This window comes from Acinetobacter sp. RIT698 (assembly GCF_009668065.1).
GTDB classification, from domain to species: Bacteria; Pseudomonadota; Gammaproteobacteria; order Pseudomonadales; family Moraxellaceae; genus Acinetobacter; species Acinetobacter guillouiae.
On sequence record NZ_WJYH01000041.1, the window covers coordinates 1 to 17,142 of the forward strand.

Genomic DNA, 17,142 nt, shown 5'->3' on the forward strand with positions numbered 1-17,142 from the left:
ATTTGGCATCTATTTTGCTCTTTTATTTAAAATTTACAGCATAGGTTAAATGATGAGCATAGAGTTTGTGGGTATGGTTTTTCCAAATCAATGGTCTGAAACCAAAGGAACCCGAATTGGTCATAAAATTGATCTCGAATATTTACGTTATCATGCTCGTGCACATGAATATGCAGGTTTTGATAAAGTTTTAATCGCCAATGGACCAAGTAGCCCTGATAGTACCCAAATCGCAGCTTATCTGGCACAACAGACTGAACGACTTGGATTTATGATTGCACATCGCCCTGCGCTGATGACGCCTAATCTCGCTGCACGTTCCTTTGCCACACTGGACCATACCACTGGCGGAGGACGCATTCGTTTACATGCCATTACGGGAATTACCGCTGAACCGCAAGAAGGTGATGATATTGTTGATAAAATTCAACGTTATGAACGCACGGGTGAATATCTAGATATCATCCAAAAGCTTTGGAAAAGTGAGCAACCGATTCACTATGAAGGCAAATACTTTAAACTGGAAAATGCTTTCTGCCCTTTAAAACCGGTCAATGGAACTTCTATTCCGATTTCATTCGGTGGTTCTTCGGATATTGCCTACGATATCGCAGTGCGTCATGCAGATCTTTATTCGCTTTGGGGTGAGCCTTTAGCGGGCGTGAAAGAGCAGATAAATAAACTTAAAAAGGCAGCAGAAGCAGCCAATAAACCCCAGCCGCAGGTCAGTTTATCAGTACGTCTTATTATTGGGCCAACAGAACAACTCGCATGGCAACGAGCACAACAAATTTTAGCTGATATTCAGCAAAATCCAACGTTCCAAAATAATGGCTCACTTTCGGGACATAAAATTAAAGGCGTAGGTTCACAACGGTTACTGGCAGCAGCACAACAAGGTGATCGCCATGACCGAGCCTTATGGATGCCAACTGCAAGCGCAGTTGGGGCCTATGGTGATACCACCGCCCTTGTCGGAACGCCTGATACGATTATTGCTGCATTACTTGATTATGTAGATCTGGGCGTCACCACCTTTTTAAATCGTGGTTATGATCCAATTTACGATACTGTGGACTATGGTCGTTATATTATTCCTGCGGTACGAGCTGAGGCGGCCAAGCGAAACAAACAGATTGCCTAAGTCCTCAAGCTAAATAAAAACCGCTCATTTAATCGGATTGAATGAGCGGTTTTTATTGCTTGCTAATTTAAGGTCTTGTCATAACCATGAGCATCATTATGAGGGATGGTTATTTTCTTCTGATTTTCTATTGTAAATCTGGTTTGCAAATGGACTGAATCTTCTCCCCTGCAATCACCTTTTTGGCAAATGGAACAGAATCTTGTAGGGAAGCATTCACTGTCTCACTATGTCCCAATCCATGATACAAATGCCCTTCAACGACTGTACCTGCCTTACATGCATCCGCCACCAACTTCATTTGATTACGTGCATCTGGTGTACGATCATTTGCCCCAGTGCCAATAAATAATGGATGATTGATTTTTAAGGTCGGGTAATAACCATAATCATTGGATTGTTTTTCCTGTAATTTTTTATAGATCGATGGTGGATTCGCCTTATAGGCTTGCGCAGGTGAAAGTCCTGCTGTTTGAATATCTCCCATAAAACTGGTCAAACAGGCATTTCTTGCTTGTTCCACCAAAGGCACTGCTTCAGCGGTAAAAATATCTTCAGTTTTGATTTCAGGAAATAAGCTTTGCGTCACTAGAAAACTATAAATACCATATGCTAAGGATGGACTGACTTCATAAGGATTTAACTTTAACTGATTCTTTTCAGCTGTTGCCTCTGGGTCCTGATAAATCACCCCTGTGCCAATAGATCCTTTAATATTTAACTCTGGTGCATAGGTTGCTGAATAAGCTGAAGCTGAAACAGCCCCCGCCCCACCTTGAGATTGCCCCACAATAACAAAACGATTTGCTAGAGGTAATTTCGTTTTAAGCGCAGCTCGACCGCTGTCTAAAATACTATAAGCAAGCATTGGATTATTGATCAGCAAGTGCGGGCCAGCCACACCAAGTCCTTCATAGTCAGTTGCTACTACAGCGAATCCTTCTTTTAACCATCGATTTAAATATTGTACATCTCGATAAGATCGTCCATTCCAAGAAGGTGCGCAGGCATCTGCTAGACCAACCGTACCATGTGCCCATAACACAACAGGCCAACCTTCTTTCGGTGGCGTACCTTTAGGAAGATGTACTGTCCCAGAAACCACAATGGGGGTCTTACTATCCCTTCCACTTGTTGAACTATATAAAATACGAATGGCCGTACTATCATTGTCCAAACGGATATAAGGGTTGCTGATGTCCTCTGTCTTTAAGAGTTTTCCAGCTTGTTCTGGAATCGCAGCTTTCCATGTATAAAATGCTGAAACACGTCCATCCCCATAACGATCTTCAGGCTGTGGGGCTTGCTGGGCATTTGCCATTCCAGCAGACGTTAGTATGCTTGCGACAAAAACGGATTTAACCACATTAGATATAAAAGTATTTTGCATTTTCATGACCTTGAAACCTATTTAAAAACTGTTTTAAAAATTTATTTTTTAATTTAAAAGTCGTAACTTACACGGCCATATAAATACGTTCCAAAGGCACCTTCTGGCGCATTAAAACTGTATTTGACGATGTTCCCTACAGATGAGTCTTTGGCTTTGTCTGGGTAACTGTTAAATAAATTATTTGCGCCCAGATTGAATTTTAGCCCTTTTACCCACGCATCTGCTTTGTAGCCAAAGTCCAAATCAGCAATCCATTGCGGATCAAAGGTCTGATCCAATGAAGTATTGGTATTATTTAAAGTAGTCCATTTATCATAACGACGGACTGCGGCATTGATACTCCACGCTTGATTTGACCAAAGTGCCCCCAATGCTAATTTGGTTTTTGGCGCTGTAGATTCAATTAGGCTTTGGGTATTTCGACCAGCAATACTAGAGACTGGAATTCGCTCACCTTTTGCAGTGATTGAGTCTCGGCTGTCAGTGATTTTATTTTTATGATAAGCCAAGCCTAAATTCAGCTTTAACTTGCCATATTGTTCAAGATCAAGATCATGTTTTAATGCGAACTCCAAACCACGTGTTTGCGTATCTAATAAATTATTAAAAAACGCCACATTGGCAATATTTGCATACGGCGTATTTGCAAAAGCATTATTGATCACGCTGCCAGTAATATTGTCAGAAAGTAAAATACGATTTCGAATATCGATTTGATAAAGATCTAAAGTTGCAGAGGTATTGATAAATGGTTTGAGTACCAAACCTAAAGAATAATTGGTCGATTTCTCAGGCTTTAGTGAAGTTCCACCAATCAGTAAAGCCGCTTCACTTCCCGCAACTAAAGTCCTTTGCTGTACATCTTGCCAACCTGTCGGAGTTTGCACCGTTTGTACACTATAAGCGGAGTATCCTTGCTGGGCTAATGACGGTGCGCGATAACCTGTATTGACAGATCCACGAAGAGTCAACTGCGGAGATATATCATATTTGGCAAAGAGTTTGCCGTTGGTTGTCGAACCAAAGTCTGAATATTTTTCTGTTCGAATAGCAGCACCAACATTTAAATCTTTTACAATATCGGCTTCGAGATCCAAATAAATGCCGTACACATCTCGACTAATTTTGCGTTGGTCTTGATCTGTAATACCCGCGTATATACCTGGGATACCCGTACCTAAAGCCGTACTTGGATTAAAATAGGGTCCACGGGTATAAGCAATGGGGTCGCCTGCATTTTGTTTATATTGTTCCCAACGGTATAGCGCTCCCGTCGAAACAGTCAATGGACTGGCTAAACCATCAATTGCAAAATCACGACTATAGTCCAGTCCTGTATTGAGTTGGGCAAAAATGTTTTCCCCTAAATCATAATGAGAAGGTGAATCTGCACCATAACTTGGGTTAATGCCATTGCCTTGTTCAGTGCTGACTTTGTTTTGTCCATAAGTGGCATACAGGTCATATTTTCCTGAAGTCTGGTTGCCTTGTTTAACCCCAAACGTGGTCGCAAAATCATCCACACTGACTAAACTCAAAGGTGAGCGTCCATCAGGATAACGTTGCTTAAAATAACTGGATTGATTCAGTACTGTTTTGGTGGTTGGAGGTTCATAAAAATTTTCCCCGATGGTCTTACGATGCCCATAACTACTAAAACCATACAAGGCAATTTCATCAGTTAAAGGTAAATCTAAATTCGCAGTGATATTGATTTGGTCTTTTTGTTCAGGAGAACCAAATTTCCAAGTTCTAAATGGTGTGTTCTGCTCGGTATATTGGGCTTGGGTTGAACCATCATAAAATGTTCGCGTATCTGGTGCAGTATTACTTGCAGCTTCACGCTTTCCTAAATCTACGGCAACAGTTAAAGCACCATCATTGGGTAATTCAAAGCCTTTCCAAAGATTGATTTTATGCTGTTCACCATCCCCTTGTGTATAGCCTCCAGTTTGATAACTCACGCCACCACCATGATCACGTGATTTCAATATAATGTTAACCACGCCCGCGATCGCGTCAGAACCATATTGAGCTGCGGCACCATCTCGTAAAATCTCTATACGTTCAATGGCACTAATCGGGATTAGGCTTAAATCTGTTACCGCAGCACCTCTCCCCCCAGCATACGCTTGTCGAGTGAAGTAAGCCGCTGTATGGCGACGTTTACCATTGATCAAAATTAAGGTTTGATCTGCAGATAAACCTCGCAATGCAATACTCGGCGGTACCGATGCACCGAAACCACCCGCAGGTGATGTTGGTAAACTCACTGACGGCGATAAACGTGTTAATGCAGCTGCAAGATCACCTGCCCCTGTTTCTTGTAGTTCTTTGGCTGTCACAATGTCTACTGGAGCAGGAGCCTCTAATGCACTATTGATAGCTCGCCGAGAACCCGTTACAACAACTGATTGCAATGTCACGACATCCTCTTTTTCTGATACAGGCCTTTGTTCATTTGCCAAAGTGATTGAGGCGGTAAGTGTACTGAACGCAAAAACAGAAGAATGAAGAATGAATTGAGAAAAATATGTACGCATATAAGCTTCCTTAACGATCTGCACCGATATAGCAAAGCCAATGCCAAAATTTTTATTATTGAATATCAAAAACTTGTCATTAAAAATAAAAAAATCATTGTTTATATTTAAACAATGATTCGAAAAAATGTTTATAAAACCACAGATTTGCTAGTGGCGCATAAGCTTATACAAGTTGATTGTGTAAATAAGATTGATACAACTGATAGTAAGATTGTTGCTGTTGAATCAGTTGTTCATGAGAACCTTGTTCCACTACAGCCCCATTCTCAATCACCACAATTTTGTCTGCTTCTTGAATGGTACTTAAGCGATGTGCGATCACAATACAGGTTCTATTTTTACATAAGCGTCGAAGGGCATATTGGATTTTCTGTTCCGTATAAATATCAATCGCAGAGGTCGCTTCATCTAAAATTAAAATTTTAGGATCAGCCAAATATGCACGTGCGAGACAAACAAGTTGGCGTTGCCCATGACTTAAATTTTTTCCGAGTGTTCCAACTTCAGTAAAATAACCATGAGGAAGCTGTCCTAGAATATCATCTGCACCAAGTTCTTCAATCGCCTGAATCAGTTGTTGATCTGTAGCTTCGGGTTGAATTAAACGTAAATTGTCTAAAATTGTGCCGCTAAACAAGACATTGTCCTGTAAAACAATACTGACATTTTGTCTTAAACTGTCCAGATGAATATCCTGTATCGGATAACGGTCTAAGAAAATCCCACCCTGCTGAGGCTCATAAAACCGTGTCAGTAACTGAACGATCGTGCTTTTACCATGACCTGTAGGCCCTACGATCGCAACCACCGTTCCAGCGTCGATCTCTAAATCAAAATTTTGTAAAACAGCTTTGGTGGTATAAGCAAAATCTACAGACTGAAAACGAATATGCCCGTTAAGTTGCCCTAATTTCAACGCATGTGGTGCATCTTGAATGCTAGATTGGGTATCTAAAAGTAGAAATATCCGTTGTGCACACGCTGCACCATTGGCATAACGCTCAAATAAATCGGTCAATTCCTGTAAAGGTGCCAAGAATAAAAACACGTAAAAAATACTTTCGGCAAACTGTCCAATACTGATGACACCTTCACTATAAGCATAACTTCCAATCACAATAAAAACCGCGGTTGCCACTGTCGAAAGCAATCCAGTAAATGGGGCAAACCAGCTGGTCCGCTTACTTCCATAAATAATAGAATCATTAAAATCTTTTAAGAGCTGCTGATAACGCTGTTGATTGGTTTCACTATAATTTAATTGCTGAATAATTTTGGCGCCATTTACCGTTTCAACCAAATGTGCAGTAAATCGACTGCGTTCTTCGGCAACCCGTCCCCAATGCCGTTGTGATGACTTTTTAAATATTGCAGTCATTGTCAATAAAATCGGCAAAGTTGCAAATAAACACCAGAAAAATGGGGGATAGATATGCCACAAAAGCAAAGATGCTAATCCGCAACGTAAAATCGCAGAAAGTAGTTCAGGTGGTCCTTGTATCAATACTGGTTCTAAAGTATCGACATCACGATCCGCTCGTGAAATAATTCGGCCGGCTTTAGTTCGATCAAAATAACCAATATTTAAAGCTTGAATATGTTGAAATAATGAACGTCTTAGATCATTAATGACGCTTAAAGCCGCTTTTCCAGACAAGTATTTTGATATACCCGCTAATCCAAAACGACACACCCAGCTGAATGCCAGAATAGCAATTGCTATAAAAAGTACTGGCTGATACAACACCAGTTTCCCAGCCACTTGCTGAAATCCAGAATCTAAAATGTACTTGACTGCCCATGGACGTACAAAGATGCTCAGCACTTGTAAGATCTCTACTGAGATCATGGCTAGAATTAAATAACGAATCGGATAAAGCAAAGGAATGAGTTTTTTTAACATTCCGCGATGTAGCGCGTTTTTTGCTAAGTTTTCTTCGATCTGCAGATCAGAGATTTTCGTCAGCGGTCGGAAATTTTTAACCGTGGTATTCATGCTTGAATCTCCTGTTGCGCTTTCTGAAATCCCATCAACTCCCGATAAAATACGCAATGCTGGAGCAATTCTGTGTGGCTCCCTTGAGCAAGAATTTGTCCCTGATCTAATACGATAATGCGATCTGATAAAGAAATCGTGGTCTGTTTATTTGAATTGATCAGGATGGTTCTTTTGAGCTGATTTTTATTGTCAGCCAAGCCTGATAAACGCTGTAACACCTGTTTTTCTGTAGTGGAATCTAAAGCACTGGTTGAATCATCAAGCGCCAAGATTGGCGAGTTTTTTAAAATTGACCGTGCCAGTGCAATCCGTTGTTTTTGCCCTCCAGATAAGGTGACTCCCTTGTCCCCTATTCGTGTCTCCAGACCAGCATCGAGTCGCTGTAACAGTTCAGATGCTGAAGCCAAATGCAACGCATCTCGCATCTCCTGTTCAGTCGCATCCTGTTTGGCTATTTTTAAGTTATCCGCCAAGGTTCCTGAGAAAAAGAAATTATCTTGCGGAATAATCTGAACCATATGACGTAAGTTAACCAAACTAAGATCTTTAAGATTGAGCCAACCGCGTTGATCTGAACCAATCCAGACCTGCCCTGCGGTTGGATCGATAAAACGATTGAGCAAGTTCATCAGTGTGGTTTTACCCGCTCCAGTTTTCCCTACAATGGTGACGATTTCACCTGCTCGGAATTCAACATTACACTGTTTTAAAATATACTTTTCTGTGTTTCGATCCTGAAAACTGACATTTTCCAGTCGAATATTTAAACCTTCATCCCCATCAGCATCCCCTTGTAGTGGCAAAGCATGTGCAGCATCTACAATTGCCGATTTCTCATCTAGCATTTGCCATATTCGAGTTGCCGATGAACGTGCATCTGCAAAAATATGTAAGACCTGTCCAATACTTTCAATACGAAACACCAATAAATTTGCCATAAGTACAGCAGCCACAAATTGCCCAATCTGTAATTGATTTTGTCCAATTAAGTAACCACCAAACCCAATCACCCATAAGTAAGAACAGGCAATAATCATTTGAGGAATCGGTAAGCGTTGTGCACTGGTGCGAATGGTTTGAATAGAATGACGAATAAAGCTATCAACTGCAGCATCAAAACGTTGTAAGAGCTTTTCCTCAAGTTGAAAGGCTTTGACCACTCGAATGCCATTGACGCTTTCAGCCAAAGTATCACTGACTTTTTCATAGGCATAGGCAACTTGATGATCCAGCACCACCAACTGATTGATCAGTTTAAATAGCACTGCTAGGCCTAGAAAAATAAAAATAAGCGGGACGATCCCCAACCAAGGATGATACCAACACAACAATCCAACTGTTGCGGCAACCACTAGACTGGATTCAAACACTTGTCGCCAAAAATTAATTAAAGCTTCTTTTAATTTATCTGAATCTCGGGTGGTTCTTGATAAAACTTCACCTAATCCGTGTTTCCAGTGCCATGAAACATCTAAATGCTGGACCTGACTAAAGATTCTTTCTCTTAAAATACTTAACAATTGCTGCCCAATCGTCAAGGCACTTAAACCCGCTAAATATTGAATAATGGCACGAAGTAAAGCGATACTCGTCAGTAGAATAAACCAAAACCACGGATTTAACGGATCTGTAAAAGCATGTTGAAATAAACTTTCAGGTCGGCTGTGTTTTAGCGTATCAATCGCATGTCCGATTGAATATTGCTGTAGTGCTAAGCCAAAATTGGCAAGAACAAATAATGTTGCCGTCAATACAAAGCGAAATGGCATAAAACGATATAAGGCCAAACTTCGCAACAGTGGATAATTTTTAAACATAAAAATAAAACAACAACTAAAGATCTATAGCTCACTGCGAGATCTATGCCAAATTTTTCAAAGGCATAAATATTTTAATCCACTGTTTTATATTATTTTTTTAAAAAACATGTTTGATGAGATGTTTGATTTAAAACATCCGCACTTGTTATCTGTTGTTATTGCAACAATATTTGATATATCAACATCATAAAAATAGATATTAAAAATATATTTTAAATATCAACAAGTTAAACAATGGCATCAATATTGCTTTAAAGCATTCAAATCACAACAGGATGTCACAATGACAACACTTCAAACGCAACCATTGAATACACTTTGGTATACACGCTGTCCAGTTCCTACAGGGCTCGGAATCTCGATTCAAAAAGGCTGGCTAAAAGAAAAATTTATTGAGCAACAAATTGAAATTAAATCAATTCGTGAATCGAACTCAAAAGAGGTTCGTAACTCACATTTTAACCATACCCTTGCCAATTCAGTTCGGCATGGTGGCAGTATTCCTGCAATTTGGGCATATGCTTCTGGACAAAAAACCAAAGTCATCGGTTTATCTTGGGCGGATGAAGTCCAATTACTGCTGACTCGATATGATTCCCAAATTAAGACGGTTGAGGATCTAAAAGGTAAACGCTTTGGACTCCCACTGAATCAAGATGCCATCATCGATTTCTCTCGTGCTCAAGCCATTCGCGGTTTAGAAAATGCATTAAAAACAGTAAATCTTAAGGTCAGTGATCTGGAACTGGTGGATTGTCTGCGTGCTGATATATTAGTGGCGCAACAGCAAAATCATACCGAAGAAAATGATGCGAGTTTCTTTAGCAATCGTAATAAACTGAGCGCAAGTGCAGAGATTGTGGCTTTAATCAAAGGGGATGTCGATGCCATCTTTTTAAAAGGCGCGCATGCAGCACAAATTGCCCATGATTTTGCCCTGCATACCATTATTGATATTGGTTCACATCCCGACCCTATCCTACGTTCAAATAATGGTACCCCTCGAACACTAACTGTGGATGAAGATTTTCTATCGCAATATCCACAACAAGCTCAATCCATCGTCGATGCAGTTTTACAAGCTGAACAATGGGCGCATGTGCATGCAGATGAAACTCACCGCTATCTGGCTAAAGAATGTAATAGCAGTGAACAATGGGTCCATGCAGCTTATGGCGCCGATGCACATCTCAAGCTGAATACCAATTTTGATGAAACATCGATTATTGCCTTACAAGACCTCAGTGACTTTCTCTATCGCTGGAAGTTTATTCCAGCTCAAATCAATGTTCGTGAATGGCTAGCACAAGACATTGCTATTCATGCACAAGTGGCTTAACAATACGAAAAAATAAAAGGTTGTCGTGATGACAACCTTTTATTTTTCAGCTTCCAAATTTAAGGCATTGCCTATACAAAAGCTTCTGACTATTATCAACGCATAAAGCGCTGCTTCTCACCGGAAAAACATATGCGATTAAGTACTGCCTCAAACAGTTGTGGATAAGGTTTCCGAATAGCATATTTTTGTCGAACTCAAATTAAGACTTAAATTTGGTCACATTTTCAGCCTGTTTCTTTAAAAGCACAGAGTTATATTCACCAGGTGGAATATTATTTAAATAATAATTTCCAACATGATATAAACGCCAACGAATCGGATCATGTGTGGTATGTGTACGTGCATTACGCCAGAAACGATCTAAATTCCATTTTGACAAAGTAGAGCTTGCTCCAAGTAAGCCAAAAATTTCACTGGAAATTTTCAAAGATGCATGGTCTGACTGACTCCGTGTGGCAGCCACAGATAAAATCAATTCAGTTTGTAAGGCTTCATCTTCCAGATTGGTTAAATGCTGCTCAAAAATAGCTGCTGAGCGATCTAAAAGTGCTTCTGCTGAACGGACCAAAACTGCAAACTCACCAATTTGCTTAATGATATGCGGTTCCTGTGTCGGGGAGTCGACACCACTTTCCACCCAAGGACGAGCATTCTGTTGCAAATAATCAATCCCCCCTTCAAGTGCACCTTTGGCAATACCTGTATCCATAGCTGCATGCAAAATCTGAGGCCAAGTTAAACCTGTGCGTAGCACTGTCCCTAAACCACCAGTATTGCGCTTGGCAACATAGCGTTCATCGACAACAACATCTTTAAAATTGACAGTGCCACTGACACTATTGTTTTGCCCCATTGCATCCCAATCATCGAGCAGTTCTACTCCATGCGTATCACGATGAATCAAGATCGAAACAGGTCCATCATCACTGCCTGCAAATAAAGAGATCCACTCGGCCAATAAAGAGCCTGTGGAATAAAATTTACTGCCATTTAAGATTAACTGCCCTTGTGAATTTCTTTCTACACGAGTCTTATGCTGAAATTTATCTTTTCCGCCCACTTCTGCGAGTGCATTGCCTAAACGTTTACCACTCAATACATCACGCAATAATTGATCGCGAATATCATCCTCATAACCCGTTAAAATTCCTCGAAACATGGTGAAATGAATTTGTAGAAGTTGCCCCACACCACCATCTGCAGATGAAATGATCTTTACCACATTGACCAATGTAGTAATACTCGCGCCTAAACCACCAAATTGCTGAGGAACAATAATTGCTGTCAGACCTGCTTCTGAAATTAAGCGGGCCTGTTCATAAGGAACACTTTTGTTATATTGAGGATCTTGAGCAAATTCAGTCAGTTGTTTTGCTACTGCCTTGGCAATATCCAATGCTTCTTGTTCACTTTGAATATGTCTTATACTGCCCAATTCTAAAAAATTGTGTTGCTGAATATCGTTCATTTTAACTCCGGAAAATCTCTTGTTTTTTATGCACAGATACGCTGTGCTGTAGTCTTAAATAAGCTGGGTACATGTGTGAGCAAAGTTTTGGTATACGCATGTTGCGGATGACTCAGTACTTGATCGGTTTCACCGTATTCCACCAGATGGCCATTTTTTAAAACGGCAACTCGATCAGCAATTGCTCGAACTACCCCAAGGTTATGGGTCACAAAAAGTAAAGTTACGCCTTGCTTTTGCAGTTGTTGCAACAGTTTTAAAATAGATGCTTGTACTGACACATCTAAAGCAGAAGTAATTTCGTCGCAAATCAAAACATCAGGCTGACATAACAGCGCTCGTGCAATCGCTACACGTTGCCGTTCTCCGCCAGATAAATCTCTTGGGTAGAGTTCTTGAACCTGTGGAGGAAGCGATACTTGTTGAAGTACCTGAACGACCTTTTGTTGAGTTTCTTGCTGAGATGTAGCAAAAAAGTGCTGAACCACTTTAGTGAGTGTCTGTCCTATGGTATGTGCTGGATTCAAGGCTTTATATGGATTTTGAAAGATATACTGCAGTTTATGTCGTTGTGTTAACTGACGTTTTTGTCCCTGCAAGGACAATACTTCATCTGCTAAAATCACCTGACCTTCTGCATTTTCATTCAGTCCTGCAATCACTCTAGATAGTGTGGTTTTACCTGAACCAGACTCCCCGACTAAGGCCAAACATTCTCCACGCTGTATTTGAAAAGAAACATCGAAAAGTGCTTGTTGCTGGCCATACCAAGCATTGATATGTTCTAGTTTAAGCAGTGCCTGTTGATCTGTTTTTAATTCAATCAGATGCGGATCAAGCTCTTGAAAATTGATCACACCCACTTCATTCCAATGATGACAAGCAACAAAATGTGGATCAACTCCTTGAGATAACAGGGTTAATTTCGGTTGCTGTTGATGACATAATTCGCTAGCGAAAGTACATCTTGCGGCAAAGGCACATCCTGTTGGACGGTCATTCGGTGAGGGTGCATGTCCTTCGATGGGGGATAAATATTTACGAATCGACACATCGGGAATGGCATTGAGTAAACCTTGAGTATAAGGATGTTTTGGCGTTTCAAATAACTGGCTTAATGCAGCATCTTCTGCAATCTGGCCTGAATACAGGACGATTACGCGATCTGCAATATCTTTCACCACAGTCAAATCATGTGATACATAAATTGCTGCAACATTATATTCGCGACATAATTTACGAATAATATTCAGCACTAAAGTTTGGGTTGTAACATCCAATGCTGTTGTCGGTTCATCCAAGACAATTAAGCGAGGCTGTAACAAAAATGCCAATGCTAATAAAATCCGTTGTTGTTGCCCGCCGGAAAGCTGATGAGGATAGCGTTTTAAAAACACATCATCCTGAGGCAATCCCACTTCATCTAAAATTTTAGCAACTCTATGATTTCTTTCACTACTGGATAAGCGTGATTGATGGACTTCTAATAACTCAAGTAGATGCTGTCCAATTGTTAATGCTGGATTTAGTGCCGTTCCCGGATCTTGGGCAACGTGACTGATTTTATAACCTCGAATTTGACGCAAAGCGTGGTCGTCAAGACTGAGGATATCTTGTCCATCCAGCGCAATTGTGCCTTGAATAATTTTGGCACCATGTCGTGCATAGCCCAATAACGCACTCGACAATGTGGTTTTACCTGAACCACTTTCTCCCACCAATCCAAGGACTTCGCCCTCGTTTAAATGAAAAGAAATATTCGAAACCACATGATTGCCTGTGTTGACCAACGCCACCGTTAAGTCTTTTACCTGTAGTACCGTATTCTTTAAAATCTCTGTCATGGTTACTTTTCCTCAATCCGCGCTGCGGCACGCCCTACACCTTCAGCCAACACATTGGTTCCCAGCGCAAACAAAGCAATTAAAATCACCGGTGCAAATACTGCCCACGGTTGAACCAATAACCCAGCACGATTTTCATTAATCATCAGGCCCCAATCGGCTGCAGGAGGTGCGATACCATAACCAAGAAAAGCCAGACCAGATAACATGCCAACAGCCCACGTCAACATCACCCCAAGATGAATTAATAAGGGTGTCAGCATATTGGGTAGGATTTCACGGCATAAAATATAGCTTTTCGAATAACCTAAAATTTTGGCGGCCTCTACATACTCTTGCTCAACCAAATTTAGCGCAACACTTCGTGCAAGACGTACTACCCCAGGAATAAAAGCAATCGAAACAGTGAGCACAATCAGCCATGGCTCACGCCCTAACATCGAAACGATTAATAGCACTAAAATCAGATCAGGAAATGCCATAAAAACATCGGTAAGCCAAGTCACAAACTGGTCAACTTTATCTCGTGCAAAAGCAGCCAATATGCCTAAACTGGAACCAATAATTAAAGCCACCAGACTGGCAGCGAGGGTCATCCAAATAATTGAAGCACCACCCGCTAATACACGAGACCAAACATCATGCCCAATATAGTCATAGCCAAGAAAAGCCTGTGCTTCAGGCGCACCATAGGTCATACCCACTAATGCAGTTGGTTCAAAAGGAACCAGCACTGGGCCAATAAGCGCAAATATCAAAACTAAGCTTGTCACCACAAAACCAAAACGGACTTGTCGCTCAGAAATCAAGGCTTTGAAAAACTTACGTTGATACCAATGAAGTGTACTCATTTCCCCTCTCCTGAATTGATATTCTTCAAGGCATTACGGCGATCGACAGGCTTTACCGTAATCGGTCGACCAGATTTCCATAAACGTAATGCCTGACGTAAACCAGGTGAGCGGGCTTTATGTTTTTTTGCAGTGCGTATTTTCGGTGTGAGTAAAGTGGTCATTAAGTCTGCAATTAAATTGACCACCACCACACAGATGGTCAGCAATAACACAATCGCTTGAATGGTAGGAATATCCCGCATTTCAATTGCTGCATTCAATGCATTGCCAATTCCGGGATAACTAAATACAACCTCGATAATTAAAGCCCCACTGAGTAAAACCCGTATAGTCAATGCCGTGCCTTGTACCACGGGCACTAAAGCATTAGGTAAAACATGCTTCCAGATAATGCGATGCTCTGGAATACCGCGTAATCGTGCTGAAGTGACATAATCAGACTCTAAGGCATCGATCATTGAGCCTCGCACAAGACGCATGAGATAAGGAATAAGCGATAAAGCTAACGTTAAAATGGGTAAAATTAAAAACTCTAGCTGGCTAAACGGAGACTGCCCAGGAATCAGCAATGATGCAGCGGGTAATACATGCAAGATCGAAGTTGAAAATAACATCATTAGCCAAATGGCAATGACAAATCCGGGCACTGCTTTAAAAATAATCGAGCTAGATACAATGATTCGGTCTAGTTTGCTATCACGACGTAGCGATAACCAAACCCCAAGTAAAACTGAAATCGGTACAGTGATTGCCACCACCAAGCTACTCAAAGCAAGCGTATTACCAAAATAGTTTTGAATAATCTGTAACACAGGTACATTAGAATCAATTGAGCGTCCAAAATTACCTTGTAATAATTGAGTCAGCCAATTCCAGTATTGCACCAATATCGGTTGAGTCAGCCCCAATTGTTCACGCAGTATTTGAACCGTAGCTTCTGGTGCTTCTGGCCCTAAAATGACCCGCGCAGGGTCAGATGGAAGCGCTTGAGTCGCGATAAATACAATTAAACTAATCACAAAAATCACCAAAATTCCTGACACGATACGGGTCAAAAACCAAGGTAACCATGCAGGAAATTCAAACGACTTGGCGATAGCTGGATGTTGAATCGAGCTTTCAATTTTGCTGGCTTGAGTCGTCATCATCACTCCCCTTTACGCCAAAACTCATCAGTTCGCCATGCTGCAAAACCGGTTCGATCAGGTGTTACACCACCAATCTGATGAGAATGTGCATCTAAAACATTGTTAAAACCCCAAATCAGTAAGCCACCTTGTTCATGCTGAATTTGCTGTGCCTCATGCACCAGAACTTTGCGTTTTTCCAGATCAGGCTGTTGCAATGCGTGATGCACCAGCTCAGTAAAACGGGCTTGATTAAAACGGGTTTTGTTATTGGCTGCACCGGGTCCATCAATCTGCAATACCGTCAATAAAAATGGACGAGAAACATTTGAACCTGTACTCAATGCCCAATCTTGTTTGACTGCATCTGCAAATGTTGCAGCTTCAACTTGTTTAACGTTTACGATCACGCCAGCTTGCGCTGCATGTTGCGCAAACACCAAGGCGGCATTGCTATCTGGTCCTGTATATAAATCAACTTTTAAGTTTTGATCAAAACCAGCGGCTTTTAATAGTGTTTTAGCTTTGGCTAAATCTTGCTTACGCTGTGGAATTTCATGGTTATAAACAGGATCACTAAATGAATACAGATCGTTGGCAATTCGCCCTTGTCCCGCCAATGCCCGTTTCACTAAATCATCCCGATTGGCAATCAAACGAAATGCTTGTCTGACACGAGGATCATTAAACGGTGCTTTAGTGGTATTCATGTCAAAGGATTGCCAAGCATCTGTTTCAGATGAAACAACATTCAGTCGTTTATTGGCTTGAATCAAAGATAAATGCTCGGCACTAATACCCGATGCAATATCAATTTGCCCTGATTGCAAAGCAGCAAGACGCCCGGTTTGGTCTTTAAAATCTATAATTTCAATGGCATCTGCATAAGGCTGATTGTCTTTCCAATAATTTTCAAAACGTACGAAACGGGAACGTTGACCTGGGGTAAAACTTTCCAGCTTAAACGGGCCTGCTCCGACGACATTCTTGATTGGGTCATAATCTGTTGGAACAATACCGCCCCAACTCATCCATGCTTCAGGTAGGGCTACTAAGCCTTTGCCTTGAGCAAATGGAATTTCAACGGTGTAATCATCACGCTTTTTAATCGCATCGCGCTGCAATGAATACAGATAAGCAGCAAAGGGAGACGCCAGTTTAGGATCGGTCAAACGACGTAAAGAGAAAATGACATCATCAGCTGTAATGGTTTTACCATGATGAAACTCAAGCCCTTTCTTTAGCCGAATCGTCCATTTAGTGCCATCCTCATTGGGTTCTGCAAATTCAGCAAGCGCCAATTTAGGTTGAATATCTCGCCCCCACTCCCATAATTTGGCATATAACGGCCAACCTCTAAAGGCACTCGACATTCCAATCGGCTTATGGGCATCTAAATTTCCAGCTTGATTACCATTAATCACCCCAATTTTGATCACTCCACCTTTTTGCGGTGTGGTATGCTGGCTTGTATGTGTAGCAGCTTCATTTGATGCTGAGGAATCGGAACGAGAACACCCGATCAGGCTTGCTGCTGCAATCGTACCTAGACCTAAACCAGTATTTTTAATTAATGCTCTGCGCGTAATTTTACTCATAGGATTC

The 17,142-nt window shown here is 41.1% G+C and carries 11 protein-coding genes; 2 read left to right on the forward strand and 9 right to left on the reverse strand.

What is annotated here, in order from left to right:
* Positions 1 to 52: 52 nt before the first annotated feature.
* Positions 53 to 1,144 (forward strand): LLM class flavin-dependent oxidoreductase, encoded by a 1,092-nt coding sequence (locus tag GJV03_RS16130; protein WP_154130555.1) that lies wholly within the window; start codon positions 53 to 55, stop codon positions 1,142 to 1,144.
* Between the two features lie 127 nt (positions 1,145 to 1,271).
* Here GJV03_RS16130 and GJV03_RS16135 read toward each other — a convergent pair whose 3' ends face one another.
* From GJV03_RS16135 to GJV03_RS16150, 4 genes are all read right to left on the reverse strand, one after another.
* Complete coding sequence (locus tag GJV03_RS16135) at positions 1,272 to 2,483, reverse strand: lipase family protein (protein ID WP_085942779.1); 1,212 nt, start codon at positions 2,481 to 2,483, stop codon at positions 1,272 to 1,274.
* 104 nt (positions 2,484 to 2,587) lie between these two features.
* On the reverse strand, positions 2,588 to 5,080 hold the full coding sequence (locus tag GJV03_RS16140; RefSeq protein WP_034610668.1) for a TonB-dependent receptor: 2,493 nt from the start codon (positions 5,078 to 5,080) through the stop codon (positions 2,588 to 2,590).
* A 166-nt stretch (positions 5,081 to 5,246) separates the two neighbouring features.
* Positions 5,247 to 7,079 carry an ABC transporter ATP-binding protein gene (locus tag GJV03_RS16145; protein WP_154130556.1) on the reverse strand — a complete coding sequence of 611 codons (1,833 nt, stop codon included), beginning with the start codon at positions 7,077 to 7,079 and terminating at the stop codon, positions 5,247 to 5,249.
* Entirely contained in the window at positions 7,076 to 8,899 is a 1,824-nt protein-coding gene (locus GJV03_RS16150; RefSeq protein ID WP_154130557.1) for an ABC transporter ATP-binding protein, read from the reverse strand. Before GJV03_RS16150 ends, GJV03_RS16145 begins: the two co-directional genes overlap by 4 nt.
* A 286-nt stretch (positions 8,900 to 9,185) precedes the next feature.
* On the opposite strand from GJV03_RS16150, the gene GJV03_RS16155 reads away from it, so the two are divergent.
* The gene (locus tag GJV03_RS16155; RefSeq protein WP_004717513.1) at positions 9,186 to 10,241 is read left to right on the forward strand and encodes an ABC transporter substrate-binding protein; all 1,056 of its coding nucleotides are present in this window, start codon (positions 9,186 to 9,188) and stop codon (positions 10,239 to 10,241) included.
* A 202-nt stretch (positions 10,242 to 10,443) separates the two neighbouring features.
* Here the strand turns inward: GJV03_RS16155 and GJV03_RS16160 are convergent, their stop codons facing one another.
* The 5 genes from GJV03_RS16160 to GJV03_RS16180 are packed head-to-tail and all read right to left on the reverse strand — an operon-like array spanning position 10,444 to position 17,135.
* Positions 10,444 to 11,712, reverse strand: a complete 1,269-nt coding sequence (locus GJV03_RS16160) for an acyl-CoA dehydrogenase family protein (RefSeq protein WP_004823398.1) — start codon at positions 11,710 to 11,712, stop codon at positions 10,444 to 10,446.
* A gap of 26 nt (positions 11,713 to 11,738) precedes the next feature.
* On the reverse strand, positions 11,739 to 13,556 hold the full coding sequence (locus tag GJV03_RS16165) for an ABC transporter ATP-binding protein (RefSeq protein ID WP_154130558.1): 1,818 nt from the start codon (positions 13,554 to 13,556) through the stop codon (positions 11,739 to 11,741).
* Between the two features lie 2 nt (positions 13,557 to 13,558).
* Positions 13,559 to 14,407 carry an ABC transporter permease gene (locus GJV03_RS16170; RefSeq protein WP_154130559.1) on the reverse strand — a complete coding sequence of 283 codons (849 nt, stop codon included), beginning with the start codon at positions 14,405 to 14,407 and terminating at the stop codon, positions 13,559 to 13,561.
* Positions 14,404 to 15,555 carry an ABC transporter permease gene (locus GJV03_RS16175; RefSeq protein ID WP_154130560.1) on the reverse strand — a complete coding sequence of 384 codons (1,152 nt, stop codon included), beginning with the start codon at positions 15,553 to 15,555 and terminating at the stop codon, positions 14,404 to 14,406. The genes GJV03_RS16170 and GJV03_RS16175 overlap by 4 nt, the downstream gene beginning before the upstream one ends.
* Before the next feature lie 2 nt (positions 15,556 to 15,557).
* On the reverse strand, positions 15,558 to 17,135 hold the full coding sequence (locus GJV03_RS16180) for an ABC transporter substrate-binding protein (protein WP_154130561.1): 1,578 nt from the start codon (positions 17,133 to 17,135) through the stop codon (positions 15,558 to 15,560).
* Positions 17,136 to 17,142: the final 7 nt, after the last annotated feature.